Source organism: Schlegelella aquatica (genome assembly GCF_026013905.1).
GTDB lineage: Bacteria > Pseudomonadota > Gammaproteobacteria > Burkholderiales > Burkholderiaceae_C > Caldimonas > Caldimonas aquatica.
This window is the reverse complement of sequence record NZ_CP110257.1, coordinates 1,502,404-1,528,129: the sequence shown is the minus strand read 5'-3', so window position 1 is coordinate 1,528,129 and position 25,726 is coordinate 1,502,404. Positions and strand designations below refer to the sequence as shown.

The window sequence follows — 25,726 nt, the reverse complement described above, 5'->3', positions numbered from 1 at the left end:
CGTCGCATGGACACCGTGACCGAAGCGATCGGGTGGATCAGTGCCTTGATCCTCCTGTGGACCATCTTCCATCAGGTGCGCAAGCAATGGCGCACGCGCGACAGCTCCGGAGTCTCCTCGTGGCTGTTCGTCGGTCAGTCGGCCGCCTCGCTCGGCTTTTCGATCTATAGCGCGCTGCTGCAGAACTGGGTGTTCCTGTTCGTCAACGTCGCGCTGCTCGCCAGCGCGATCGCCGGGCAGTTGATCTACCGCCGCAACGCCCGGCTCTCGCGCAGCCGGCGGCAGGCCTCTTCGGCCTGACAGCGGCGGCAGGCACGCACGTTGCTCCCCTGCGGTTGCGGCATGGTGCCGCGAGCAGGTCCCGCACATGGCAGCACGCGTCGTCTGGAAAGGCGCGATCACCTTCGGCCTGGTGCACATCCCGGTCACGCTGCGGGCCGCCTCCCGCCGCCAGGACCTCGACTTCGATTGGCTCGACAAGCGCGACATGGCCCCCGTGGGCTATCGGCGCATCAATAAACGCACCGGGCAACCCATCGAGGGGGAGCACATCGTCAAAGGCTACCGCTACGAAGGCGACGAGTACGTGCTGATGTCGGACGAGGACTTCCGCCAGGCCAACCCCGAAGCGACGCAGACCGTGGACATCCTGGCCTTCGTCGACGCGGCCGAGGTGTCGCCTTCGTACTTCGAGACGCCTTACTACCTCGAAGCCGGCAAACGTGGAGAAAAAGGTTACGCGCTGCTACGCGAGGTGATGAAGCGCAGCGGGCGCATCGGCATCGCCACCGTCGTGATGCACACCAAGCAGCACTTGGCGGCCGTGCGCGTGGAAGGTCCGGTGCTGGTGCTCAACACGATGCGATTCGCCGACGAGATGCTCTCTGCAGACGACCTCTACGTGCCGCAGGAAGATCTCGAGGCGGTCGGGGTGGGCGCGCGCGAGCTCGAGATGGCGCAGCAGCTCGTCGATCAGATGACCGAGCCCTGGCGCCCCGAGCAGTATCGAGATACGTATCGAGAGGACCTGCTCGCGCGGATCGAGGCCAAAATCCGGGCCGGGCAGACACACACGCTGGCTGCGGTGGGCGAGGAGGAGACTCCCGCCCGGCGAGGGGCCGAGGTCATCGACCTCATGGCCGCCCTGCGGCAAAGCGTACAGCGCGCGCAGCGCGATACGTCTGCGGGCGATGGCCGCGGCGCGGTCAAGCCGATGCGTGGGGATGGCAAGACTTCCTCCGCGCCATCGCCCGCGCCCGCCACGCGCCCCGCTCGCGGCAAGCCCCACGAGGAGGAGGCCACGGCGGGTGAACGCACGCGCAAGACCCCCGCGTCGCGCAAGCCGACGGCGCCCACCTCCGGGCGTGTGGAGGCTGCCCGCAAGCCCGCCTCCACACCACGGCGCAAGCGCGCATGAGTGCCCCCCGCGATGCCGCGCCCCGACCCGCTCGCCCCCTACCACGCCAAGCGCGATTTCGCCGCCACGCCCGAGCCCACCGGCCGACCTGAAAGCCGTAGCGAACCGCAGGGCTTGCAGTTCGTGGTGCAGCGACATGCGGCGCGGCGGCTCCATTACGACTTCCGGCTCGAGTGGGGCGGCACGCTCAAGAGCTGGGCGGTCCCCAAAGGCCCGAGCCTCGATCCCGACATCCAGCGGCTGGCCGTGCAGGTGGAGGACCACCCCCTCGAGTACGCCGACTTCGAAGGCACCATTCCACCCGGACACTACGGGGCCGGAGAAGTGGCGGTCTGGGATCGCGGCGTCTGGATTCCTCGAGGCGACGTGGACGAGGGGCTGCGGCGCGGCAAGCTGCAGTTCGAGTTGCGCGGCACCCGTCTGCATGGCGAGTGGACGCTGTACCGGCTCGCTCACGAACCCACGCAGTGGATGCTGCGCAAGCGCCGGGACCCCCACGCACGTCCCGGCGATGGCGACGCCGTGCTTCATGAAGAACCCACCCCGCTGCCCGCCGGCCCGCCCACGCCCCCCACGCGCGCCCGCAACGGCAGGTGGGCCGCCGGCGCAGCACCCCCGCAGATCATCGAGCCCCAACTCGCCACGCTCGTGGACCGCCCGCCGGCGGGCAACCGCTGGGTCTACGAGATCAAGTACGACGGCTACCGGATGTTGGCCCGCCTGGAGGGTGAGCACGTCAGGCTGTTCAGTCGCAACGGCCTGGAGTGGACGGATCGGCTATCGGCCCTCGTGCGAACGCTGTCCGTCTTGCGGCTCGGCTCCGGCTGGCTGGACGGCGAGATCGTCGTGATGGACGCACAAGGCCGCACCGACTTCCACGCATTGCAGGCGGCCCTGGACCGCGATGCCTCGCAGGTGGAATACGTGGTCTTCGACGTGCCCTGGTGGGGCGGCCGCGACCTGCGCGAGGAACCGCTGCACGCACGACTGGAGGTGCTGGACCGCGTGTTCGAGCAGCTGCCACCGGGCGTGCCCCTGGCGCGCAGCCGCCCGCTCGACCCCCAGTACGTGGGACAGGCCGTGCTGCAAGCGGCCTGCCGCATGGGCCTGGAAGGCCTGATCGGAAAGCACCTGGACGCCCCTTACCGCGCCGGCCGCAGCCCGCACTGGATCAAGCTCAAGTGTCGCGGCGAGCAGGAGGTGGTCGTGGGGGGCTACACCGAGCCAGGCGGCAGCCGGGGCCACCTGGGCGCGCTGCTGGTGGGCATCCACGACGAGGAAGGGAAGCTCCGCTATGCGGGGCGCGTGGGCAGCGGATTCGACGAGCGCACCCTGGCACAGATGTGGCAGCGCCTGCAGCCGCTGCGTGCGCCCCGCTGCCCCTTCGTGCCGCGCCCCACCCTGCCGCGGGCCACCACCGTGCACTGGGTCCGGCCCGAGCTGGTGGTGCAGGTGCGCTTTGCCACCTGGACGCATGAAGGCCTCTTGCGGCAGGCCTCCTTCGTCGGGGTGCGCGAGGACAAGCCGGCCAAGGAAGTCCGCCGAGAAGTCGCCGAGCCGCGCTCTGCTCCCGACGATCCTGCATCCGGGCCGACGGCTTCCCCCGCGGCAGCGGCGGGCACCGCTCCCCGCGCCTCTGCGAAGGAGCGGCGAGCCGACGTGCGCGGCATCCCCGTGTCCAACCCGCACCGTCTGGTCTACTCGGTGCCGCGGGTGACCAAGCTCGAGGTCGTGCGCTACCACGAAGCGATCGGCGAACATCTCCTGCCTCACCTGCTGAGCCGACCGCTCAGCCTCGTTCGCTGCCCGCAGGGCACGGGAGGCGACTGCTTCTTCCAGAAGCACGTGCAGACCCGATTGCCGGACGGTGTCGTGGCGGTCGAGGTGCCCTCCAGCGAGGGGCCCGACACCCAGGTGGCGGTCACGAGCATCGAGGGCGTGATCGCCCTCGCGCAGTACGGCAACGTCGAGTTCCACACCTGGGGCGCACGCATGCCCAGGCCCGATCGTCCGGACCGCCTCACCATGGACCTCGACCCCGACCCCGACCTGCCCTGGTCGTCGGTGGTCGAGGCGGCCCAGTTGACGCGCGTGCTGCTGGAGGAACTCGGCCTCGTGGCCTTCTTGAAGACCACCGGAGGCAAGGGTCTGCACATCGTGACGCCCATCCGGACCACCCGAGGCTGGGACGAGGTGAAGGCCTTTGCCAAGGCCGTGGCCTCGCGGCTGGCGACGGTGGCGCCCCAGCGCTTCACTGCCCGCCTCACCAAGACCAGGCGCGAAGGCCGCATCTTCGTCGACTACCTGCGAAACGGACGGGGGGCGACGGCCGTGGCGGCCTACTCGCTGCGCGCCAGGCCCGGTGCCCCGGTGTCGATGCCGCTCGCCTGGGAGGCTCTCGACCCGCGAGAGGACCTGCGCGGCGAGCACTTCAACATCCGCAATGCCCTCGCCCACGCACCCGGGGCCGATGCCGCTTGGGCAGCCTACGAAGAAAGCCGCCGCACCCTCACGGTGAACATGATGCGAGCCCTCGGACTCGACGGGTGATCGCCGTCGCTCTCGAGAGGCCGCCGACTCACGAGAGCCCTAGATGCGGCCCTGGCAATTGGGCGCGCCGCACCGGCACGGCAAGGTGCCTTCGTGATGGGTCTCGCCGTAGTTGGCGGTCAGCTCCTCCCCGGGAGCGATCGGGCGCAAGGCATAGAACTCGACCCGCCCCTGGCGAATGCGCAGCACGGTGTTGGGCGAGCATGAGTGGTTGGTGTAGCGCATGGCGTCTTGGGATTGCGACGCATCGATCGCCCGCTTGTCGGACACCTCGACGATCATGATGCGCTGCTGCCGCTTGGCTCGCCGACGCGCCTCCCGCACGCTGATCGACTCGCCACGCAACTCTCCGATCTTCTTGTACGCGGGGATCGGCTCCGCTGCGAACACGCCCATCCCGTCGATGGGACTCGGCTGCACGACGACGGCGAACTTCGGAACGGATGGATTCATGTCGGACAGGCTCCCGAGCGGCCCGGCACGGCCTTCGGGGGCCTCAGCGCATGCGCTCGTGCCGCGACGATAACAAACCGGCCGTGGCGTCGGTCGCTCAAAAAGCCCGGGTGTAGCGCAACTGAATGAAGTCCTCCCCGGGGTTGGGATGCCGGATGCCGCCATTGGAGACGTGCTGCACGCGCAGCGAGAGCTGATGCTCGCCCTGCCCTCCGAAATGGCGGCCCACGGCCAGCTGCTCGTTGAAGTTGAAGGTGGTACTGAACCGCTTGCGGGGATTGCGGTAGATGGGCGCGATGAAGGTGACGCCCACGCCGGCCTCGAAGAACCACGGCGAGCGGTCCTTCTGATAGCGGAACACCGGCGTGACGCCGAACTGCGTGACCCACGCGCGGTCTCGCCCGTCCGTGCCGTCGGTGCTCCAGCGGCCGAGCGCGGCCTCCCAGTATCCGGACCACGCGCCGCCGGCCCAAAGCCACGATGACCGCCAGGGCCAAAGGACGCCCACCGTCCAGGTGCGCGTATGCTGCTCCGCCCACCCACCTTGAAAGAACCACATGCGCGGCTGCCAAGTCTGCGCCTGGGCCGGCGCGGGGATGGCGCTCGCCAGCAGGGCGATCAGCACCGCCGCCGCGATCCACCTTGCTCGCACCGAGGCATGGACGAACCATCGCCAGGCGCAATACAGCCCCATGTCGACCTCCTCGAAGCGGCCCGCACCTCACCGGGCCCGCGCAAGCCACGGCAAGCCGCGTGCCGTGGCCTTGGCGCGAGCGAGGCTCAACGGTCCAGATCGAGGAAGGCCGCCAGGCCCGACGAGACGGCGGCAGCCGCGGGAATCGCCACCAGGGCGAGCAGCAGTTCCGGCATGGCCTCCTCGAGCGCGATGGCGATCAGGCCGAGCACCAGCCCCACCAGGGCCCCCAACTTCAGTCCCATGGTCCAGGTCCACATCGCCGTCTCCTCCATGCCGATGTTGGGAACCATCGTACGAAGCGCCGTGGCGTCGGCGCGTCGGTGCCCGAGGCGACCCTGCTGTCGGCGCCGTCCTACGCGCCGTGCGCCGTACAATGCCTTCCATGCGGGGTGTAGCGCAGCCTGGTAGCGCAACTGCTTTGGGAGCAGTGGGTCGGACGTTCGAATCGTCTCACCCCGACCATTCCCTTCGAGGGCCGACCGTCGTGGTCGGCCCTTTTTGCTTTCTGGGCGCGGCCTCGGTCGCGCCGGTGCAGCGGGAGTAAGACGCCATGGCGACGAACGACTTCGGCAACAGCCACTGGTCGATGATGATCGAGCAGTTCTCCGGCACCTCGCGCCCCGCCCCGGCGGCCAAAAGGCGCCCGTCCCCGCCGCGATCCCAGCGAGGGGCCGGTGCCGTCGAAGACGACACTGCCCCCGCGACCGCCGAGCAGGCATTGCGGCAGCGGCTGCTGACGGTGGTGCAGCACATGCGCCAGCGCCGGATGGATCTGATCGACGAAGGCGAACTCGGACCGCTGCTGGCACTGGACTGGCTCGAATGGCACGGCGGCGCACTGAAGCTCACCATCACCGGCCGCAACGTCTGCGACCAGATGCGGGCCTATGCCCCCGCCGAGGTCGAGGCAGACCCCGAGTGACGCACCCAGAGGGCGGCGGCGAGCCCCGCACCTCCACCCTCACCGGGCATGCCGGCCTCGGCAGCGATCCACGACCTCGAGGCCGCAACGAGCGCGCGCGTCCATGGGCGGCCTTATGTCTTTGCCCCCGGGGCGTGCGCCCTACCTCCCCCACGGGGGTCGCGGCCCGGCTTCGGGCGGCCGGGCCTCAGGTCGAGATCTGCGCCCAGACCTTCTCGAGCCGCTTGGCGGACACCGGTTGAGGTGTGCGCAGCTCCTGCGCGAAGAGGCTCACCCGCAACTCCTCCAGCAACCAGCGGAATTCCTCCAAACGCGAGTCGTGCTGGCCCTTGAGCTCCGCGAGGCGGCGCAGATACCGCTGCTCCAGGGGCCGCAGTTCGGCCATGCGCTGCGCGTCCCGGGCCGGATCGCTGCGCAGCTTGTCCAGCCGCATCTGCACAGCCTTGAGGTAGCGGGGGTAGTGCTGCAGCTGCGCATAGGGCGCCCCGGCCAGGAAGCGCTTGGGCATCAGACGCTGCAACTGCGCCGCCACGTCGTCCGCCACCTCCTTGGGGGGGCGCGCGTCCTTCAGCTTGCGCGCGGCGGCCTGGTATTCGGCCAGGATGGCGCCGGCGAGCCGGGCCACTTCCTGGGCGATCAGATTGAGCCGGGTGCGCCCTTCGTCCACCCTCGCCTTGAAGCTCGCCTCGTCATGCGGCAAGGGCTCCTGCAGGAACGCGCGGTCCATCGCCACCTCGATGATCTGGTCGCGCAATTCCTCGGCCGTGCCCAGCCCCATGTAGGCCACCGCCATCTTCTGCAAGTCGGGCAGGTTCTTCTCCAGGTACTTGAGCGGCTCGCGGATCTGCAGCGCCACGAGCCGGCGCAGCCCCGCGCGGTGTCGCGCGGCGGCCACCTCGGGTTCGTCGAACACCTCGATCTCGACATGCGTGCCCTTGTCCACCACCGCCGGGAAACCGACCATGCGGCCGATCTCCATCAGCTCGGGCAACTCGCCGAAGGTCCACGCCGTGTGGCGCGCGCTCGTCGCGCCCGCGGCTGGCGCGCGAGCAACCGCGGCCCCGGCGGCCTCGGCGGCCCCGGCGGGCACAGAGGTGCCGCCCGCCTTCGAGGACGACGAGGGCGGCGAGGCCGGGCGCTTCGCGGCGGGCGCCGCCTCGGGCACGTCGGCCGCCGGCTTCAGGCCCGCGACCTTGAGCGCTGCCAACGCCTGGAACGCGCTGCGCGCCTGCCCGCCCAGTTCGGCCTTCAGGGTGGCGAGCTGCCGCCCCATGCCCAACTGGCGTCCATGCTCGTCCACCACGCGGAAGTTCATGAACAGGTGCGGGCTCAGCGTCTCGAGCTTGAAGTCGGCGCGCTTGACGTCGAGCTGGGAGCGTTCGCGCACGGCCTTGAGCAGCGCCTCGATCAGGCTGCCCTGCCCGAACGGCACACTGGACAGGAACGCGTCCGCGAACTCGGGCAGCGGCACCAGTCGCGCACGCGGCTTCTGAGGCAGGCTCTTGAGCAGCGCGAGCACCTTGTCCTTCAGCATGCCGGGCACGAGCCACTCGCAGCGCTCCTCGCTCACCTGGTTGAGCGCGTAGATCGGCACGGTCACGGTCACCCCGTCCTTCGGGTCGCCGGGATCGTGCAGGTAGGTCGCAGAGCAGTCGACACCGCCGAGCCGGATCGTCTTCGGGAAGGCCGCCGTCGTGATGCCCGCCGCCTCGTGGCGCATCAGCTCTTCCTTCGTGAGCATGAGCAGCTTGGGCTGGCGACGGCTTTCCTCCCGGTACCAGCGCTCGAAGCCGTGTCCGCTGTGCACGTCGGCAGGCACCTGCTGGTCGTAGAAGGCGTAGATCAGCTCCTCGTCCACCAGCACGTCCTGCCGGCGCGACTTGTGCTCCAGCTCCTCGACCTGCCGCACGAGGTTCTGGTTGTGGGCGAGGAACGGCAGCTTGGTCTCCCACTCGCCGTGCACCAGCGCCTCGCGGATGAAGATCTCCCGCGCCGCCGCCGGGTCCACCTTGCCGTAGCTCACCCGTCGGTTGTTGTAGACCACCAGCCCGTAGAGCGTCGCGCGCTCGAGGGCCACCACTTCAGCGGGCCTCTTCTCCCAGTGCGGCTCCAGCAGTTGCTTCTTGAGCAGATGCCCAGCCACCCACGGAATCCACTGCGCCTCGATGGCAGCGATACCGCGCGCATAGAGCCGCGTCGTCTCGACCAGCTCGGCCGCGACGATCCAGCGGCCCGGCTTCTTCGACAGGTGCACGCCCGGGTGACGCCAGAACTTGATGCCGCGCGCCCCGAGATACCACTCGTCCTCGTCGCTCTTGACGCCGACGTTGCCCAGCAGCCCGGCAAGCATGGCGAGATGAATCTGCTCGTACGTCGCCGGCGTGGTGTTGAGGCGCCACCCGTGCTCGGCGACCACCGTGTGCAACTGCGAGTGGATGTCGCGCCATTCCCGCACCCGGCGCGGCGAGATGAAATGCTCGCGCAGCAGTTGTTCGTACTTGCGGTTCGAGAGCTTCGGGGCTTGCTCACGGGCGCCGGGCGCGACGTCCGCCCCTCGCGGGGCCCCGCCGCGCGACTCCTCCAGCCACTTCCACAGCTTGAGGTAGCCCATGAACTCCGACTTCTCGTCGTCGAATTTGCGGTGCTTCTCGTCGGCGGCCTGGGCCTGCTCCATCGGCCGGTCGCGCACGTCCTGGCCCGACAGGGCCGCCGCGATGATGAGAACCTCTGCGAGCGACTGGCGCTCGCGTGCCTCCAGGATCATGCGGCCCACCCTCGGGTCCAGCGGCAACTTCGCGAGTTCCCGCCCGATCGGCGTGAGCTCGTTGTTCTCGTCCACCGCATTGAGCTCGGCGAGCAGTTGGTAGCCATCGGCAATGGCACGCCGGGGCGGCGGCTCGAGGAAGGGGAAGTCCTCCACCGCGCCCAGGCCGAGCGATTTCATGCGCAGGATCACGCCCGCCAGCGACGAGCGCAGGATCTCCGGATCGGTGAAGCGGGGCCGGGAGGCGAAGTCCTGCTCGTCGTAGAGCCGGATGCAGATGCCGTTGGCCACGCGCCCGCAGCGGCCGGCACGCTGGTTGGCCGCCGCCTGGCTGATCGGCTCGACCTGCAGCTGCTCGACCTTGTTGCGGTAGCTGTAGCGCTTGACGCGTGCGAGGCCCGAGTCCACCACGTACCGGATGCCGGGCACGGTCAGCGAGGTCTCGGCCACGTTCGTCGCCAGCACGATGCGCGGCGCGGCACCCGGCTCGAACACCCGGTCCTGCTCCTGTTGGCTGAGGCGCGCGAACAGCGGCAGGATCTCCACCCCCGGCGGATGGTGCTTGCGCAGATGCTCCGCGGCCTCGCGGATCTCACGCTCGCCGGGCAGGAACACCAGGACGTCTCCCGGACCTTCGCGCCAGAGCTCGTCCACGGCGTCGGCGATGGCGTCGTTCAGGTCGTAGTCGTCCGAGCGGCCGGCCTTGGCCGAGGCGCCGGGCGCCTGCCCCGCGGGGCGGGCCGCAGCGTCCCACTCGAACGGCCGCCAGCGCAGCTCGACCGGATAGAGCCGCCCTGACACCATGATCACCGGCGCCGGCCCGCGCCGGCTCGCGAAGTGCTCGGCAAACCGCTCGGCGTCGATCGTGGCCGAGGTCACGATCACCTTCAAGTCCGGGCGCCGCGGCAGGATCTGCTTGATGTAGCCGAGCAGGAAGTCGATGTTCAGGCTGCGCTCGTGAGCCTCGTCGATGATGAGCGTGTCGTAGGCTCGCAGCAGCGGATCGGTCTGCGTTTCCGCGAGCAAGATGCCGTCGGTCATCAGCTTGACCGAGGCGCCCGGCGAGAGCCGGTCCTGGAAGCGCACCTTGTAGCCCACATGCTCGCCCACAGGCGTGCCCAGCTCCTGCGCGATGCGCTTGGCCACGCTCGCGGCAGCGATGCGCCGGGGCTGCGTGTGGCCGATGAGGCCCGCACCGCCCGCGCCCAGCCCCCGCCCCATCGCCAGCGCGATCTTCGGCAGCTGGGTGGTCTTGCCCGAGCCCGTCTCGCCGCAGACGATGACCACCTGGTGTTCGGCAATCGCCCGTGCGATCTCCTCTCGCTTGGCCGACACCGGCAGCGACTCGGGGAAGGTGATGGGGGGGACGGGATGGGCCTGCGCCGCACCAGGCCGCCGGGGCGGCCGCGAAGGCCGCACGCGCTCGTTCATCGGTGCCTATCGTGCAAAATCCCGCATTATTTCAAAGCCCCCCGGGGCAGGCTCGCCTCCCTTCCTCCGCATCCCCATGAGTCTGGTCTTTCCCCACACCTTCGTGCCGTGGTTCCGCGCGGTGGCTCCGTACATCCACGCCTACCGCGGCAAGACCTTCGTGGTCGCGATGTCGGGCGAAGGCATTGCCGCGGGCCGACTGAACGCCTTCGTGCAGGATCTGTCCATCCTGCACGCGATGGGCATCCACATCGTGTTCGTCTACGGCTTCCGGCCGCAGATCAACGAACAGCTCGCCGCCAAGGGCCAGACCTCGCGCTTCAGCCACGGCATGCGCATCACCGACGCCGTCGCCCTCGACTGCGCACAGGAGGCCGCCGGCCAACTGCGCTTCGAGATCGAGGCGTCGTTCTCGCAGGGGCTGCCCAACACCCCGATGGCCAACGCCGCCGTGCGCATCATCTCGGGCAACTTCCTCACCGCCCGCCCCGTGGGCGTCGTGGACGGCGTGGACTTCATGCACAGCGGCATCGTGCGCAAGGTGGACGCCGCAGCCATCCGGCGGGCCCTCGACACCGGTGCCATCGTGCTGCTGTCGCCCTTCGGCTTTTCCCCCACCGGCGAGGCGTTCAATCTCTCGATGGAAGACGTCGCCACCAGCACGGCGATCGCCTTGCAGGCGGACAAGCTCGTCTTCCTGACCGAAGTGCCCGGCATCCGCGAGAAGCTGGACGACCCGGAAAGCCCCATCGACACCGAACTGGCGCTGGCCGACGCCGAGCGGCTGCTGGCTTCGCTGCCCAATCCCACGCAGCCCACGGACACCGCGTTCTACCTGCAGCACTGCGTCAAGGCTTGCCGCGCCGGTGTGGAGCGCTCGCACATCCTGCCCTTCGCGGTGGACGGCGCGCTGCTGATGGAGATCTACACCCACGATGGCATCGGCACGATGATCGTCGATGAGAAGCTCGAAAGCCTGCGCGAAGCGACGGCCGATGACGTGGGCGGCATCCTCCAACTCATCGAGCCGTTCGAGCGCGACGGCACACTCGTCAAACGTTCTCGCACCGAGATCGAGCGCGACATCGGCTACTACACCGTGATCGAGCACGATGGCGTGATCTTCGGCTGCGCGGCGCTCTACCCCTACCCCGAAGCGCGAACCGGAGAGATGGCCGCGCTCACCGTCTCGCCCGAGGTGCAAGGCCAGGGCGACGGCGAGCGCATTCTCAAGCGCATCGAGCAACGCGCCAAGGCGATGGGCCTCGAGAGCATCTTCGTGCTCACGACGCGGACCATGCACTGGTTCATCCGGCGGGGTTTTCAGCCCGTGGATCCCGACTGGCTGCCCGAGGCCCGCAAGCGCAAGTACAACTGGGACCGCCGGTCCCAGGTTCTGGTCAAACGCCTGGTCTGAAGGCGACGACGACGAAACGACTCAAGGAGTTCCCCATGCCCCGCACCGTCCAATGTGTCTACCTCAAAAAGGAAGCCGAGGGGCTCGACTTCCCGCCGTATCCCGGCGAACTGGGCAAGCGCATCTACGAGAACGTCAGCAAGGAGGCCTGGCAGACCTGGCTGCGCCACCAGACCATGCTGGTCAACGAGAACCGCCTGAACCTCGCCGATGCCCGCGCCCGTCAGTACCTTGCTCGCCAGATGGAGCGCTTCTTCTTCGGCGAAGGGGCCGACCAACCCGCCGGTTACGTGCCGCCGTCCAACTGACCCCACGTCGGTACCGGACTCGACCCTCGCAGCGAGTCCGCCCCCTCGGCGCCCGCACAGTCCGCCCCCTTGGCGCCCGCAGGCCCCCCCTTGGCGCCCCGAAGGGTCCCCCACTTGGCGCCCGCTGGTGCGCCCTCTCGGCGCCCGCATCTGCCGCGGGCAACAGCCCTTCCGCCCAATACCAGGGTGCGGCCCCTCGTCGCCGCGAATTGCATGCCCCTGGCCGTACTGATCTGACGCAAAGCCGGCGTTCGCATTCCCCGCACAGAACGTCATGCTTTTGAGAATCATTCTTGTTCGCGGCTACAATCTCCTCGCCTTTATCGAGGAGTCTGCATGTTCCAACGTATCGTTGCCCCGTTGACCATCGTGGCCGCCGTCCTCGCCGCGGCCCCTGTGGCGGCCCAAGACAACAAGGTCCTCAACCTCTATTCGGCCCGCCACTATCAAACCGACGAAGCCCTGTACGACAACTTCACCAAGGCCACCGGCATCAAGATCAACCGCGTGGACGCCGACGACGCGGGCATCCTCGCTCGCCTCAAGAGCGAGGGCGCAGCGAGCCCGGCCGATGTCGTGTTGCTCGTCGATGCCGCGCGGCTCTGGCGCGCCGAGCAGGACGGCCTCTTCCAGCCGGTCAAGTCCAAGCTGCTGGAAGACCGCATCCCGGCCACCCTGCGCGGCGACGACAAGGGCCAGGGCTCCCAGTGGTTCGGTCTCTCGACACGCGCGCGCGTCATCGTCTACAACAAAGCCAAGATCAAGCGCGACGACGTCGACACCTACGAGGAACTGGCCGACCCGAAGAACAAGGGCAAGGTCTGCACCCGCTCGGGTTCCCACCCGTACAACCTCTCCCTCATCGGTTCGCTGATGGAGCACCTCGGCCCCGAGAAGACCGAAGCCTGGGCCCGCGGCGTCGTGGCCAACATGGCGCGTGAACCGAAGGGCGGTGACACCGACCAGATCAAGGCCGTGGCCAGCGGGGAATGCGGCGTCGCCATCTCCAACAGCTATTACGTCGCCCGGCTGATGCGCTCGAACAAGCCCGAGGATCGAGAGGTGATGGAGAAGGTCGCCGTCGTCTTCCCCAACCAGCAGAGCTGGGGCACCCACGTCAATATCGCGGGCGGCGCGGTCGCGCGGCACGCCAAGAATCGCGAAGCGGCGGTCAAGTTCCTGGAATATCTCGCCAGCGACCAGGCCCAGGTGTACTTCGCCAACGGTAACAACGAATACCCCGTCGTGAGGACGGTCAAGGCGCCCAATCCGGCGCTGGAGAGCCTGGGAGAATTCAAGACCGAACTGATCCCGATCTCGGTGGTCGGCGCCAACCAGGCCAAGGTCCAGCAAATCCTCGACCGGGTCGGCTTCAAGTAATCAGCCGCAAATCATCCGACGATTTGTGAATCGCAACGCCGGCCGCGGGCCGGCGTTCATTTTTCAGGGCTGCGGCTGAAGGTCTGTTCGGACTTACCCGCGTTTCGCCACAAGGGTCGCGCGCGGGTTGCCGTCGCGCGAATGGCTGGGATATTATCGGCGCGCGTTTATCCCCGAATCCCAACCCCTATTCGAGCGCATATGCCCACCTACCAGGAACTCCTCGCCCAGAAGGCCGAACTCGAAAAGCAAATCGAAGCGGCCCGCAAACAGGAATTGGCCGACGCGATCGCGAAGATCAAGTCTCTGATGGCGCAATACGGCATCACGCTTGCCGACCTCGGCGGCAAGGCCCCGGCCAAGCCCGCGTCCACCAAAGGAAGCAAGGTGCCCCCCAAGTACCGCAACCCCGCCACCGGTGAAACCTGGACGGGCCGCGGCCGTCAACCCAAGTGGGTCGAACAGGCCCTCGCCTCGGGCAAGAAGCTCGAGGATCTCGCCGTCTGAGTCCGCGCCTGTCTCTGCCTTGCCCCCCTCAAACCCCGCCGTCGCGGGGTTTTCGCATCCCGCAGCGCTCTCAGCCGTCCCACCCCGGTGCGCCGAAGGCATTCAGTGGCAACTTGAGGTAGCGGCGGCCGTTCGGCTCCCGCTCGGGCAACTCCCCCGCGCGAATGTTCACTTGGATCGAAGGCAGCAGCAACGCCGGCATCTCCAGGGTGGCATCCCGGGCCGAGCGCATCGCCACGAACTCGTCCTCGCCGATACCGTCGCGCACATGGATGTTGTGCGCACGTTGGGCCGCCACGGTCGTGACGCCGCAAGGCGCGCGCTCGCCCGGCGGGTAGTCGTGGCACAGAAACAAGCGGGTTTCTCCGGGCAAGCTCAACAGGCGCCTGATGGAGCGGTACAGCATGTGGGCGTCACCCCCGGGAAAATCCGCGCGCGCCGTGCCGACGTCCGGCATGAACAGCGTATCGCCGACGAATACCGCGTCCTCCACCCGGTAGGCCACATCGGCAGGAGTATGACCGGGCACATGCAGCACTTCGATGCGCAGCGGTCCTGCTTCCAGCACCTGGCCGTCGTGGAACAAGGCGTCGAATGGGCGCCCGTCAGTGGCAAAGCCGGGCCCCAGGTTGAAGATGCCCGCGAATACCTTCTGCACCCGGCAAATCTCCGCGCCGATGCCGACCCGTGCACCAAACCGTTCGCGCAGCCAATGCGCCGCAGAAAGGTGATCCGCGTGCGCATGGGTTTCGAGCACCCATTCCAGCCGCAGCCCCTTCGACTGCAGATAGCCGCTCAGCCGCTCCACCGACTCCGTCCACACCCGCCCCGATTTGGAATCGAAATCGAGCACGGGGTCGATCACGACCGCCTGCGGCGCATCATTGGTGTGCACCACGTAACTCCACGTCGAGGTGCGCGAATCGAAGAAGGGCTCGATGTGTATCGTCATGGTTGGCGGCTTCGGTCTTCAATAACGGGAATGTCGCTCGGCTGTGCACCCACCCCTGGCAGTCTAGCGGCCCCACCCGTGCTCTTCCTCGGGTTGGGTCAATACCGCCCCTCGCGCGGCCCAGCCGGAACGCGCCGACCGCAGACGGCAGCGACGGCGCACGGGCATGAGGGCCCATGATCGACCCCGCAAGCAGCAACGGTTCGTCCGCCGGCAGCGCAAGTCGCCGCGCCAAGGCGCTTCGGGACCAGCAACCCTCACTGAGGCTCGGCGCGCCGATCCGCTGGCGCAGCGACTCTCTGCGGGCACCAGGTCCGAGCATCTTCGATGCCCGACGAACAGAGGGCGCGAGGGCCTGCCGGACCGCTTCATCCGGATCGCGTCATCTCGAACGGGAGGCCTACTCCGGGCGGTACCCCGAGTGAGGCTGCAGCGGTTCCGGCAGTTCTTGACGGCGCGTTCTTTTCGGCACAATGGCAAGCGTGATCCGTCGTGCGCGTTCCACCCTGGCCCGCTGGGCCACTTGGCTGGCGTGCCTGCTCGTGTGGCAGGCGGCCATGCCGGTCCTCGCGGCAGCGGCGGCTCGTGCGCAAGGACAGCCGCTGGTCGAGGTCTGCACCGTCTATGGCGTCCGCCTGATCGCTCCCGCCGCCGGCAACGACGACTCGCAAGACCCTGCGCCGGACTCCGGCTCCTGGAGTGACCCCTGCCCGCTCTCGGTGCTGGTGCTCGCCCCTCCGTCGGCACCGCTCACGCGGGCCGCACCCCAGGCTGGGCCCGGCGAGTACCGGCTGCACTCTTGCCCCACGCAAACTCTCGATCGGGTGCGGGCCTGGATGGCCGGCCGCCAGCAAGGGCCGCCCGCGGCCTGATGCCACCGGCGTCGCTACGCCCGCGCGTGCGAGGCGTGCCGTCGCCTTCGGTGCAGTGCACCTCATCGCCTGCTGCGAGCCGGCCGTCGCGCGAAGCCCTCGTCGCGCTTCGCGCGTCGTGCCCCGCGTTCCTTGTCTTCCAATTCCACACCACGACATGAATTCTTCGTTCATCCGCCCCTTCCGCACCCTCGCCGTTGTCCTGGTCGCACTGCTCGCGACCCATTCGATGGCGCACAGCTACCGCGCCGGAGACATCGAGGTGGGCCACCCTTGGGCACGGCCGACGGTGCCCGGCCAGCGCGCCGGCGGCGCTTTCCTCAGCCTCACGAATCGCGGCACCAGCCCCGACAAACTGCTTTCCGCCGCTTCACCGGTCGCAGCGTCCGTCGAGCTGCACACGATGACGCTGGAAGGCAACGTGATGCGGATGCGCGAGGTGGGCGCCATCGACATCCCGGCGGGCCAGAACGTGAAGCTGCAGCCCGGTGGCCTGCACATCATGTTCATGGGCCTCAAAGCGCCTCTCAAGCTGGGCGAGAGCGTGCCGATGACGCTTCGCTTCGAGAAAGCAGGCGAGGTGACCGTGGAGGTCAAAGTGGAAATGCCCCAAGCCGAAAACGGTGCACCGGCGCCTGGCGCGCACGGCGATCACAAGCACCAATGAACAGCAAAGCTTCGGCCGCCGAGTTGACCCTCAGCGCCATCGAGCAGCCCAGTTGTCCAGCTGCTGCAGGCGGTCAAGGACCACCTGGGCGTGCCGCCCGAGCAGGCGCTGGCCGACACGGGCTACAAGGCCGAAGCGGTGTTCGAGGCTCGATGAAAGGTCGAGCGAGCCCAGGGCGGCGGGGCCCGCAGTCGCCGGACTGTCCCCCGGCGCAGGCCGGTGGCCGCCGCCTCCTCCTTGATGTCCGGCGCCTGCGCGCCCCACCGCCCTGGGCCGGCACCGTCGTGCTGACAGGGCCGCTCAAGTCCCGGCCATCACGGCGGTCACGGGCATGGGCCGCAGATTCAGCGCCAAGCACAGGAGCTTCCGCTGGACTCGCACGCGGTGCAGCCCGCGCAGGCTGAACTGCCGCAATCCCGGCACTTTCTTGATCCAGCCGTTCGGTGGCTCGGCGATCCACTTGCGACGTTGGTACGCGGCTTGGCCTTCGTCGGTCTGTAGCTGGGAGGCCGTGGCGCGGGGTGGCGCCAGACGGCTTCAGTCTCGCGCCTCAGCAGGCCGGGGCTGCACCAGGTGCGCAACCGCACCGGTCGGATCGGCGACGGCGCACACACGACCAAACGCTGGTACGTCATGCGGAGCTACCAGCGTCCTCCCACCCAATGCCTGGGCACGTCGAGCACATTCGTCGACATCGTCCACGGCAATGTAGGAGTGCCAATAGGAGCCGGAACCCGAGGTGTCAGGCGTCGGGTTCATCATCCCTGCGACATCCCGACCATCGCTCTGGAACAGCGTGTAGACGCCGAAGGGCCCTGCGTCTACTTCCCTGGAGGTCCAACCGAACAACTCGCGAAAGAAGCTTCCGCTCGTCGGCTGATCGGGAGTGACCAACTCATGCCATATGAAGGGCGTCTCGTTCGACATACGTGCTCCTTGATTCCGGGGAATGCGTTCACGGTACGTCGGGACACGACCACCTCATTGACGAACGGCAAACGCTCCCGACACCCCCGTGGGGGGTGGGGCGCCCCCCCGGGGGCAAAGATATAAGGACGAGCGCCGGCACGAACCAGTCAAGATGACATCCCGGACGCCTACGTTCGGGTGAACACCCGAAACAACCTATTGAACCTTCAAATCTAGGGCGTAGCGAGGCTTCCTTCTGCGCCGGTAGCATCGACCAGCCGGGAGGTCCGCCCCTGGGTTGCGCTCGAGGCCACAGGCCCGGGCGTACCGGAAAGCGCGCGTGCCGGTCTGCCCCTCTTGCTGCCGGGTGTCAAACAGCGCAGCGGTCAAACGCGCACAAAAAAGCCCCGTTCGTCGGGGCTCTTTTGTAGAGGGTCTGGCCGTCTGTCACGGTCATTGCCGCGTCCAGGGTTGGCGGAGACGGAGGGATTCGAACCCTCGATGGAGCTTTTGACCCCATACTCCCTTAGCAGGGGAGCACCTTCGGCCTCTCGGTCACGTCTCCAGCCGGAAATCGGCGTGAGTCGCACATTCTAACCGCGAAACTCGCAACTGCGAAACCGGTTCGTGAACGCTTGGCGTGTACAAGCAGGCCGAAGATGCGAGATCCACACCCTTGGACGCGGCGCGTCACCTTCAGGCGGCGTCCTGGTCGAGGTCGAAGGCCTTGTGCAGCGCGCGCACCGCCAGCTCCATGTACTTCTCGTCGATCACCACGCTCGTCTTGATCTCGCTGGTGGTGATCATCTGGATGTTGATGCCCTCTTCGCTCAACGCACGGAACATCGTGGCGGCCACGCCCACGTGCGATCGCATGCCGATGCCGACGATCGAGACCTTGCAGATCTTGGGATCGCCCACGACCTTCTCGGCGCCGAGCGCCGGGACCACCTTGCTGTTGAGCAGGTCGATGGTCTTGGCGTAGTCGTTGCGGTGGACGGTGAACGAGAAGTCGGTCTTGCCCTCGTGCGAGACGTTCTGCAGGATCACGTCCACGTCGATGTTCGCATCCGCCACGGCGCCGAGGATCTGGTACGCAATGCCGGGCTTGTCCGGCACGCCCATGACGGTGATCTTGGCTTCGTCGCGGTTGAAGGCGATGCCCGACACAACGGCTTTTTCCATTTTCTCGTCTTCCTCAAAGGTGATCAGGGTGCCCGACTTGGCCTCTTCCTCGATCGGGATGTCCCAGGGCGTGAAGCTGGACAGCACGCGCAACGGCACGCGGTACTTGCCCGCGAACTCGACCGAGCGGATCTGCAGCACCTTCGAGCCCAGGCTCGCCATCTCCAGCATCTCTTCGAAGCTGATCGTGTGCAAGCGGCGCGCCTCGGGCACGATGCGCGGGTCGGTCGTGTAGACCCCGTCCACGTCGGTGTAGATGAGGCATTCGTCGGCCTTCATCGCCGCGGCGACGGCCACCGCGGAAGTGTCGGAGCCGCCGCGTCCCAGCGTGGTGATGTTGCCCTGCGCATCCACGCCCTGGAAGCCTGTGATGATGACGATCTTGCCCGCGGCCAGGTCTGCGCGCACCCGCGCGTCGTCGATGCTCTCGATGCGCGCCTTGGTGTAGGCGGAGTCGGTCTTGATCGGCACCTGCCAGCCGGCATAGCTCACCGCCTGCAGGCCCTCGGCCTGCAAGGCGATCGACAGCAGGCCCACGGACACCTGCTCGCCGGTGGCGGCGATCATGTCCAGCTCGCGGGCGTACTCGGTGGTGTGCGTGGCGGGTGCCAGCTCTTTGGCCAACGCCAGCAGCCGGTTGGTCTCGCCGCTCATGGCCGAGGGCACCACGACCATCTGGTGGCCGGCACGGTGCCACTTGGCGACCCGCTTGGCAACGTTGCGGATGCGCTCGGTCGAGCCCATCGACGTGCCGCCGTATTTGTGAACGATCAATGCCATGGGAGTTGGGTGCGCGGATGGGTGGACGAAGGGGTTCGCGCCGCGGTCGCGAACCGGCAATTGTAGCCTTGCAGTGCAGCAATCCAGCTGACGCGAGGCTGGCGCTCGGGCACGCTAGTCTTGCCCGAAGGGCTCCCAAGCGATGCACAGCCGGTGGGGACCGGGCAACGCCGCGGCCCGGGCGTCCACGCCGAGACCGGGGACGAACACCAGCAGATCGCCGGCATAGACCAACGGAGCCCGCCGCGCCCAGGCGGGCACGCCCGCCGCCTGGTACTGCTTCTTCAAGCTGCGGGGGGGGCGGCCCGGGCCGAGCTGGAACGTCTCGCCGCCTTGCCGGGGCCGAAGCTCCACGGTCTCGAGCAGCTCGCGCGGCACGCTGAGGGCCTTGTCCCCCTCGTCGCGCGGCGTGCTGACCGTCAGCCGCGCCACCCACTGCGGTAAGTCCACACTGCCCTGCGCCGCCAAGGGGACCTGCATCGGCAGCCCCGCTGCCGGTTCCAGCGCACGGTCGCTCCCACTCGCCGCGGCAGAAGCACCCTCGTGAAGGGGCTCCAGCGACCACCTGTCGCGATAGAGCCGGACCACGGCGGCGGGGAGCGTCCAGACGCGCGCGGACACTCCCTCGCCCGACTCGTGCCAGAGACGATCCAACGCCTGCGCAGGAAGCGGCACACCTGTGGCCTGCCGGTACCAAGCGCGCAAGGCGTTGCGCGCGCGCGCCGGCCCGAGCGCGACCAATGCCGAGCGCGACAGACCTTCCGCCCCCGAAACGGCTTGCAGATCCAAGGCCGCCAGCGCCTGCGCGCATTCGGCGGCCTCGGCGCACCAGGCGGCGGCGCGGGCCAGGCCCTGCTCCGCCTGAGGAAACGAGGCGGCCAGCGCCGGCCAGGCGTGCAGGCGCAGCCGGTTGCGGGCATAGCGAGGGTCGGCGTTGCTCGTGTCGTCGATGTAGCTCAAGCCGTGCAGCCGCACGTACGCCTCGATCTGCGAGCGGGGCCGATCCAGCCACGGCCTCAACCACCGCACCCCCTCGCGATCGACCTCACGCGGCATGGCCGCCAATCCAGCCACCCCTGCTCCGCGCAAAGCCTGCAGGAGGAAGGTCTCGGCCTGATCGCCTCGATGGTGGGCCAGCATCACCACACTCGCCCCGTGCGCCTTCGCCATGCGAGCCAGCGCCTCGTAGCGCGCGCGCCGGGCCTCGGCCTCCACACTCTGGCCTGGGCCGAGGTTCAGCGGCAGACGCTCATGCGCGAACGTGATCGGCCCGCCGCGCTGGCGCCAGCGCCGGCAGGTCTCCTCACAGTGGGAAAGCCACTCGTCCGCTGCGGGCTGCAGCCCGTGGTGCACATGAAGCGCCACCACCTGGTAGCCCTGCTCGCGGGCCACCCTCACGGTGGCATGCAGCAAGGCGGTCGAGTCGCGGCCGCCGCTGTAGGCCACCGCGACCGTAGCGGGCGCGGCGACCGGGGACGACATCAGTGCTCTTTGGTGTCGGTGAAGCGCCCGTAGCTCTGCAGCCGCTCGTAGCGGCGCTGCAGCAGCTCCTTGGTGCGCAAGTCGGCCACCTGGCGAAGCGAATCGCTCAGTGCGCGCTTGAGGTAGGCTGCCATCTGCTTGGGATCGCGATGCGCGCCACCGACGGGCTCGTTGACAATCTTGTCGATCAGACCAAGCGCCTTGAGGCGGTGCGCGGTGATGCCCAATGCCTCGGCCGCCTCGCTCGCGCGGTCGGCCGTCTTCCAGAGGATGGACGCGCAGCCTTCGGGAGAAATGACCGAATAGACCGAGTACTGCAACATGAGCACCTGGTCCGCCACGGCGATCGCCAGCGCGCCGCCAGAGCCGCCCTCGCCGATGATGGTCGCGATGATCGGGACTTCGAGTTGCGCCATCTCGAAGATGTTGCGGCCGATCGCTTCCGACTGACCCCGCTCCTCCGCGCCGATGCCTGGATAGGCGCCGGGCGTGTCCACGAAGGTGAACACCGGCAGGCCGAACTTCTCGGCCAGCTTCATGAGGCGCAGCGCCTTGCGGTAGCCCTCGGGGCGCGACATGCCGAAGTTGCGCATCGCGCGTTCCTTCGTGTCGCGGCCCTTCTGGTGGCCGATGACCATGCAGGCCTGCCCGTTGAAGCGGGCCAGACCTCCGACGATGGATTGGTCGTCGGCGAAATGGCGATCCCCGTGCAACTCCTGGAAGTCCGTGAAGATCTCGTTGACGTAGTCCAGGGTGTAGGGCCGCTGGGGGTGTCGCGCGATCTGCGTGACTTGCCAGGGCGTGAGCTTGGCGTAGATCTCCTTCGTGAGCTGCAGGCTCTTCTTGCTGAGCCTGTCGATCTCTTCGGAGATGTCGACTGCCGACTCGTTCTGCACGTAACGCAGTTCGTCGATCTTGGTTTCGAGTTCGGCGATCGGTTGCTCGAACTCGAGGAAGTGTTTCTTGCTCATCCCAAGTGATCCCCGTCAATGAAGACGAAGGCCTCGATGATCGTTGTCAATATTCCACCGGCAGTGGGTCGAGGCTGCGCCAAATGTACCATGTGGCCACCGAGCGAAACGGGGCCCAGGCCTCGCCCACCTCCCGGGCTTCGGCCCGCGAGACGGGCTCGCCGCTGAAGTAGTTCAGGCTGATACCGCGCAGCAGGCCCAGATCGTCCAGCGGCAGCACGTTCGGCCGCATCAGATGGAAGATCAGGAACATCTCCGCCGTCCAGCGGCCGATGCCGCGGATCGCGACCAGCTCCTCGATGATCTGCTCGTCGTCCATCGAGGACCACTGGCGCACGTGGACCGCCCCGCTGGCGAAGTGCGAAGCCAGGTCGCGCAGGTACTCCACCTTGCGCGCGGACAGCCCTGCAGCCCTCAGGGCCTCCAGCGGCAGATCGAGCACCTGGGCCGGCGAAATGCGCGTCGACGGCCCGGGCAGGAGCGCGGCGAAGCGGTCCCACACGGACTGCGCGGCCTTGACGGAGATCTGCTGACCGACGATGGAGCGGGCCAGCGTCGTGAACGCGTCGCCGCGGCTTTGCAGCCGTGCCTCGCCAAACTGGGGGATGAGCTTGCGCATCACCCGGTCGCGCTTGACCAAGTGCCTGCAGGCCTCGTCCCAATACTCCGGAGTGACGCCCTTGCGCATGTCGCTACGCCTTGACCCAGGTGGTGCCCGTCGGAGTGTCCTTCAGCACGATGCCCTGTGCCGCGAGCTCCTCGCGGATGCGGTCGGCCTCGGCGTAGTTCTTCTCGCGCTTGGCCTGGGAGCGCGCTTCGATGCGCGACTGGATGTAGGCCTCGTCCACCCCGGAGCCGCCTTGCAGGAACTCCCGCGGCGCGCCTTGCAGCAGTCCGAGGGTGCCGGCCAGCGCCTTGAGCAGGCCTGCCGTCTGCGGCGAGCGGGTCTTGTTCACCTCGGAGGCGAGGTCGAACAACACCGCGATGGCCTCGGGCGTGTTGAAGTCGTCGTTCATCGCCGCCCTCAGGCGCGCGGCGTGCGGTTCTTGCCAGTCGATGCCGACACCCTCGGCCGGGGGCACGGTGTCGAGCGCCGTGTACAGGCGGGTCAGGCCGTGCCGCGCGTCCTCCAGGCTCGTGTCGCTGTAGTTGAAGGGGCTGCGGTAGTGGGTGCGCAGCATCGCGAAACGCAGCGTCTGGCCGTCGTAGCGCTTGAGCACGTCGCGGATGGTGAAGAAATTGCCGAGCGACTTCGACATCTTCTCGTTGTCGACATTGAGGAAGCCGTTGTGCATCCACACGTTGACGAAGGGCTTGCCTGTGGCGCCCTCGCTTTGCGCGATCTCGTTCTCGTGGTGCGGGAACTGCAGGTCCATGCCGCCACCATGAATGTCGAAGTGTTCGCCGAGCAGCGCGCAGCTCATCGCAGAGCACTCGATGTGCCAGCCCGGACGTCCCCGGCCGAAGGGCGACTCCCACTTGGCTTCGTCCGGCTCGGTGGGCTTGGCCGCCTTCCAGAGCACGAAGTCCAGCGGATCTTCCTTGCCCTCGCCCACGGCCACGCGCTCGCCGGCACGCAGCTGGTCCAGCGACTTGCCGGACAACCTGCCGTAGCCGGGGAAGCGCCGCACCGCGAAATTCACGTCGCCATTGGAGGCGCGGTAGGCGAGCCCCTTGTCCTCGAGCTTGCGGATCATCTCGAGCATCTGCGGCACATACTGCGTGGCCCGTGGCTCATGGGTCGGCGGCTCGATGCCCAATGCCGAGATGTCCTCGTGCATCGCGCGGGCCATTTCCTCGGTGAGTTCGCGGATCGTGATGCCCCGTTCGATCGCCCGCCGGATGATCTTGTCGTCGATGTCGGTGATGTTGCGCACGTAGGTGACGCGGTAGCCCAGCACCTTGAGCCAGCGCTGCACGACGTCGAACACCAGCATCATCCGCGCGTGGCCCACGTGACAGTAGTCGTAGATCGTCATGCCGCAGACGTACATGCGGACATGGTTGGGCTCGATCGGCGTGAACGGCTCGACGCGACGCGTCAGGGTGTTGTAGATCGAAAGCGTCATGGGAGATGCAAAACGGAAGGGGCGCTCGTCGTGACGAGCCGGCTCAACAGGAGCCGACCAGGTGTGACGGCGCGCTGCGCGCAGGCGACCGGCGGGAGGATTTCAACACGGCACCGGGCCTCGCTCGATGCGGGTTTGCAGGGGTCGAGGCGCCTGTCGCCTCGTAGAATCGCCGCAGTATAGCGTTGCCACGCCCAAGGTACCCGATGCCCCCAGCCTCGCTCTTGCCCACCGTCCGGTGGTCGGCCGCCGTCCTCGTCCTGGCCCTTTGCGGGGGGGCTTTGCCCGCGCGCGCGGACGAATCGGCGCAGGTGCAAGCGCTGCTGCGGCAGGGGCAGACGGCCGAGGCCCTGCTGCGCGTGGAACGCGCACTGGCCCAACAGCCCACGGATCATCGACTGCGCTTCCTCAAGGGGGTGGTCCTCGCCGAGCAGGGCAAGTCGTCGGAGGCGATCGCGCTCTTTTCGCAGTTGGTGCAGGAGCGGCCCGAGCTGCCCGAGCCCTACAACAACCTGGGCGTCGTCCTCGCCCAGTCCGGACAACTCGACAAAGCCCGCGCTGCCTTCGAGATGGCGGTGCGCCTGAAGCCCGATTACGCCACCGCTCACGAGAATCTGGGCGATGTGCATGCCAAGCTGGCGGCGCAGTCCTACGGACGGGCCGCGGATCTCTCACCGGGCCAACCCGGCGTGACTGCCAAGCTCGAGGCGGCCCGCAAGCTGGCCAGCGGGCGGGTCACGGCGCTCCCGCCCTCGGGAGCGCGGTAGCCGGCATGCCGAGACCGGCGCCTCCCCGCCGGCGCCGGCTTCCCGCCCCCTTCGCGGAGCGGGCCCGATGGCACCAGGCCGTCGCGCCTTTGGCGGGTCGTCTATCCTCTCGGCTGCACGTCTCTTCGTTCCAAGGTCATTCAGGAGTCCGACAACGATGATTTCCCTACGCCTGGCCGCCACCGCCGTGGCCTTCGCGGCCACCATCAGCGTCGCGTCCGCCCAGACGGTGCGCCTGAACACCACGGCCGGCGACATCGTCGTGCAACTCGATGCGGCCAAGGCGCCGAAGACGGTCGAGAACTTCCTCGCCTACGTCAAGGCCGGCCACTACGACGGCACCATCTTCCATCGCGTGATCGACGGCTTCATGATCCAAGGCGGCGGCTTCACGCCCGACATGAAGCAGAAGCCGACCCAGCCGCCCATCCCGCTCGAAAGCCGCAACGGCCTGTCCAACCAGCGCGGCACCCTCGCCATGGCACGCACCATGGACCCGAACTCGGCCACGGCCCAGTTCTTCATCAACGTCAGCGACAACGCTTTCCTCGACGCCGCCAACGCGCGCGACGGCCACGGCTACGCGGTGTTCGGCAAGGTCGTGCAAGGCATGGAGGTGGTCGACAAGATCAAGTCCGTGCGCACCACCACGCGGGGCATGTACGAGAACGTGCCGGTACAACCGGTGGTCATCAAGAAGGTCACTCTGGAGAAATGAACATGGCAGTCGAACTGCACACCAACCACGGCGTCATCAAGCTCGAACTCGACGCCGACAAGGCGCCCAAGACGGTCGAGAACTTCCTCAACTACGTGCGCCGCGGCCACTATGACGGCACCATCTTCCACCGCGTCATCGACGGCTTCATGATCCAGGGCGGCGGGTTCGAGCCGGGTATGAAGCAAAAGCCGACCGACCCGCCGATCGAGAACGAGGCCAACAACGGCCTGAAGAACGACCGCTACACGATCGCGATGGCCCGCACGCAGGCGCCGCACTCCGCCACCGCGCAGTTCTTCATCAACGTGGCCGACAACGAGTTCCTCAACTTCCGCTCCGAGAGCTTGCAGGGATGGGGCTATGCCGTTTTCGGCAAGGTGGTGGAAGGCACCGAGGTGGTGGACAAGATCAAGGGCGTCAAGACGGGCCGCCGCGGCTTCCACGACGACGTGCCGAACGAGGACGTGGTGATCCTCAAGGCCGTCGAGGTCTGAAGGCGCACCGA

The 25,726-nt window shown here is 67.9% G+C and carries 24 protein-coding genes, 2 tRNA genes and 1 pseudogene; 14 read left to right on the top strand and 13 right to left on the bottom strand.

What is annotated here, in order from left to right:
* Positions 1-6 precede the first annotated feature (6 nt).
* The 3 genes from OMP39_RS06875 (at position 7) to ligD (ending at position 3,967) form a co-directional block, all read left to right on the top strand.
* Positions 7-300 (top strand): PQ-loop repeat-containing protein, encoded by a 294-nt coding sequence (locus OMP39_RS06875; protein WP_264894217.1) that lies wholly within the window; start codon positions 7-9, stop codon positions 298-300.
* 67 nt (positions 301-367) lie between these two features.
* Complete coding sequence (gene ku / locus OMP39_RS06870; RefSeq protein ID WP_264894216.1) at positions 368-1,417, top strand: non-homologous end joining protein Ku; 1,050 nt, start codon at positions 368-370, stop codon at positions 1,415-1,417.
* Between the two features lie 12 nt (positions 1,418-1,429).
* Positions 1,430-3,967, top strand: coding sequence for a DNA ligase D (gene ligD, locus OMP39_RS06865; RefSeq protein ID WP_264894214.1), 2,538 nt, complete (start codon positions 1,430-1,432; stop codon positions 3,965-3,967).
* 39 nt (positions 3,968-4,006) lie between these two features.
* Here ligD and OMP39_RS06860 read toward each other — a convergent pair whose 3' ends face one another.
* From OMP39_RS06860 to OMP39_RS06850, 3 genes are all read right to left on the bottom strand, one after another.
* Entirely contained in the window at positions 4,007-4,420 is a 414-nt protein-coding gene (locus OMP39_RS06860; protein ID WP_264894212.1) for an SET domain-containing protein, read from the bottom strand.
* Between the two features lie 97 nt (positions 4,421-4,517).
* On the bottom strand, positions 4,518-5,114 hold the full coding sequence (locus OMP39_RS06855; protein WP_264894210.1) for an acyloxyacyl hydrolase: 597 nt from the start codon (positions 5,112-5,114) through the stop codon (positions 4,518-4,520).
* 86 nt (positions 5,115-5,200) lie between these two features.
* Positions 5,201-5,407, bottom strand: a complete 207-nt coding sequence (locus OMP39_RS06850; RefSeq protein ID WP_264894209.1) for a hypothetical protein — start codon at positions 5,405-5,407, stop codon at positions 5,201-5,203.
* A gap of 95 nt (positions 5,408-5,502) precedes the next feature.
* On the opposite strand from OMP39_RS06850, the gene OMP39_RS06845 reads away from it, so the two are divergent.
* Positions 5,503-5,579: transfer RNA gene (locus tag OMP39_RS06845), tRNA-Pro, on the top strand.
* Positions 5,580-5,667: 88 nt separating this feature from the next.
* Positions 5,668-6,039, top strand: a complete 372-nt coding sequence (locus tag OMP39_RS06840; RefSeq protein ID WP_264894207.1) for a hypothetical protein — start codon at positions 5,668-5,670, stop codon at positions 6,037-6,039.
* A 187-nt stretch (positions 6,040-6,226) separates the two neighbouring features.
* On the opposite strand, the gene hrpA is transcribed toward OMP39_RS06840, so the two are convergent.
* Positions 6,227-10,234 carry an ATP-dependent RNA helicase HrpA gene (hrpA, locus tag OMP39_RS06835; protein WP_264894206.1) on the bottom strand — a complete coding sequence of 1,336 codons (4,008 nt, stop codon included), beginning with the start codon at positions 10,232-10,234 and terminating at the stop codon, positions 6,227-6,229.
* Between the two features lie 76 nt (positions 10,235-10,310).
* Between hrpA and argA the strand changes: the two genes are divergently transcribed.
* From argA to OMP39_RS06815, 4 genes are all read left to right on the top strand, one after another.
* Positions 10,311-11,651 carry an amino-acid N-acetyltransferase gene (argA, locus tag OMP39_RS06830; RefSeq protein ID WP_264894204.1) on the top strand — a complete coding sequence of 447 codons (1,341 nt, stop codon included), beginning with the start codon at positions 10,311-10,313 and terminating at the stop codon, positions 11,649-11,651.
* 35 nt (positions 11,652-11,686) lie between these two features.
* Positions 11,687-11,959 (top strand): oxidative damage protection protein, encoded by a 273-nt coding sequence (locus tag OMP39_RS06825; RefSeq protein ID WP_264894202.1) that lies wholly within the window; start codon positions 11,687-11,689, stop codon positions 11,957-11,959.
* Positions 11,960-12,295: 336 nt separating this feature from the next.
* Entirely contained in the window at positions 12,296-13,339 is a 1,044-nt protein-coding gene (locus OMP39_RS06820; protein ID WP_264894201.1) for a Fe(3+) ABC transporter substrate-binding protein, read from the top strand.
* Positions 13,340-13,540: 201 nt separating this feature from the next.
* Positions 13,541-13,846: an H-NS histone family protein gene (locus OMP39_RS06815; RefSeq protein ID WP_264894199.1), complete on the top strand. Its 306-nt coding sequence runs from the start codon at positions 13,541-13,543 to the stop codon at positions 13,844-13,846.
* A gap of 70 nt (positions 13,847-13,916) precedes the next feature.
* Here the strand turns inward: OMP39_RS06815 and OMP39_RS06810 are convergent, their stop codons facing one another.
* Complete coding sequence (locus OMP39_RS06810) at positions 13,917-14,798, bottom strand: MBL fold metallo-hydrolase (protein WP_264894197.1); 882 nt, start codon at positions 14,796-14,798, stop codon at positions 13,917-13,919.
* A 482-nt stretch (positions 14,799-15,280) separates the two neighbouring features.
* Between OMP39_RS06810 and OMP39_RS06805 the strand changes: the two genes are divergently transcribed.
* Positions 15,281-15,670: a hypothetical protein gene (locus OMP39_RS06805; RefSeq protein ID WP_264894195.1), complete on the top strand. Its 390-nt coding sequence runs from the start codon at positions 15,281-15,283 to the stop codon at positions 15,668-15,670.
* 157 nt (positions 15,671-15,827) lie between these two features.
* Positions 15,828-16,337 carry a copper chaperone PCu(A)C gene (locus OMP39_RS06800; protein ID WP_264894193.1) on the top strand — a complete coding sequence of 170 codons (510 nt, stop codon included), beginning with the start codon at positions 15,828-15,830 and terminating at the stop codon, positions 16,335-16,337.
* Between the two features lie 300 nt (positions 16,338-16,637).
* On the opposite strand, the pseudogene OMP39_RS06795 reads toward OMP39_RS06800, so the two are convergent.
* From OMP39_RS06795 to cysS, 8 genes and pseudogenes are all read right to left on the bottom strand, one after another.
* Positions 16,638-16,853, bottom strand: a pseudogene (locus OMP39_RS06795) (transposase); the annotation flags it as partial.
* 21 nt (positions 16,854-16,874) lie between these two features.
* Positions 16,875-17,264, bottom strand: a complete 390-nt coding sequence (locus OMP39_RS06790) for a VOC family protein (protein ID WP_264894192.1) — start codon at positions 17,262-17,264, stop codon at positions 16,875-16,877.
* 454 nt (positions 17,265-17,718) lie between these two features.
* Positions 17,719-17,811: transfer RNA gene (locus OMP39_RS06785), tRNA-Ser, on the bottom strand.
* A gap of 131 nt (positions 17,812-17,942) precedes the next feature.
* Positions 17,943-19,211 (bottom strand): aspartate kinase, encoded by a 1,269-nt coding sequence (locus OMP39_RS06780; protein ID WP_264894191.1) that lies wholly within the window; start codon positions 19,209-19,211, stop codon positions 17,943-17,945.
* 114 nt (positions 19,212-19,325) lie between these two features.
* The gene (gene tilS / locus OMP39_RS06775) at positions 19,326-20,693 is read right to left on the bottom strand and encodes a tRNA lysidine(34) synthetase TilS (protein WP_264894189.1); all 1,368 of its coding nucleotides are present in this window, start codon (positions 20,691-20,693) and stop codon (positions 19,326-19,328) included.
* Positions 20,693-21,664, bottom strand: coding sequence for an acetyl-CoA carboxylase carboxyltransferase subunit alpha (locus OMP39_RS06770; protein WP_264894187.1), 972 nt, complete (start codon positions 21,662-21,664; stop codon positions 20,693-20,695). The genes tilS and OMP39_RS06770 overlap by 1 nt, the downstream gene beginning before the upstream one ends.
* Positions 21,665-21,710: 46 nt before the next feature.
* Positions 21,711-22,352, bottom strand: coding sequence for a DNA-3-methyladenine glycosylase family protein (locus OMP39_RS06765; RefSeq protein WP_264894185.1), 642 nt, complete (start codon positions 22,350-22,352; stop codon positions 21,711-21,713).
* A gap of 4 nt (positions 22,353-22,356) precedes the next feature.
* On the bottom strand, positions 22,357-23,733 hold the full coding sequence (cysS, locus tag OMP39_RS06760) for a cysteine--tRNA ligase (RefSeq protein ID WP_264894184.1): 1,377 nt from the start codon (positions 23,731-23,733) through the stop codon (positions 22,357-22,359).
* A 206-nt stretch (positions 23,734-23,939) separates the two neighbouring features.
* On the opposite strand from cysS, the gene OMP39_RS06755 reads away from it, so the two are divergent.
* The 3 genes from OMP39_RS06755 to OMP39_RS06745 all read left to right on the top strand — a co-directional run bounded on the left by OMP39_RS06755 (position 23,940) and on the right by OMP39_RS06745 (position 25,715).
* The gene (locus tag OMP39_RS06755; RefSeq protein ID WP_264894183.1) at positions 23,940-24,500 is read left to right on the top strand and encodes a tetratricopeptide repeat protein; all 561 of its coding nucleotides are present in this window, start codon (positions 23,940-23,942) and stop codon (positions 24,498-24,500) included.
* Positions 24,501-24,657: 157 nt separating this feature from the next.
* Entirely contained in the window at positions 24,658-25,218 is a 561-nt protein-coding gene (locus tag OMP39_RS06750) for a peptidylprolyl isomerase (RefSeq protein ID WP_264894182.1), read from the top strand.
* 2 nt (positions 25,219-25,220) lie between these two features.
* Positions 25,221-25,715, top strand: coding sequence for a peptidylprolyl isomerase (locus OMP39_RS06745; protein ID WP_264894180.1), 495 nt, complete (start codon positions 25,221-25,223; stop codon positions 25,713-25,715).
* Positions 25,716-25,726: the final 11 nt, after the last annotated feature.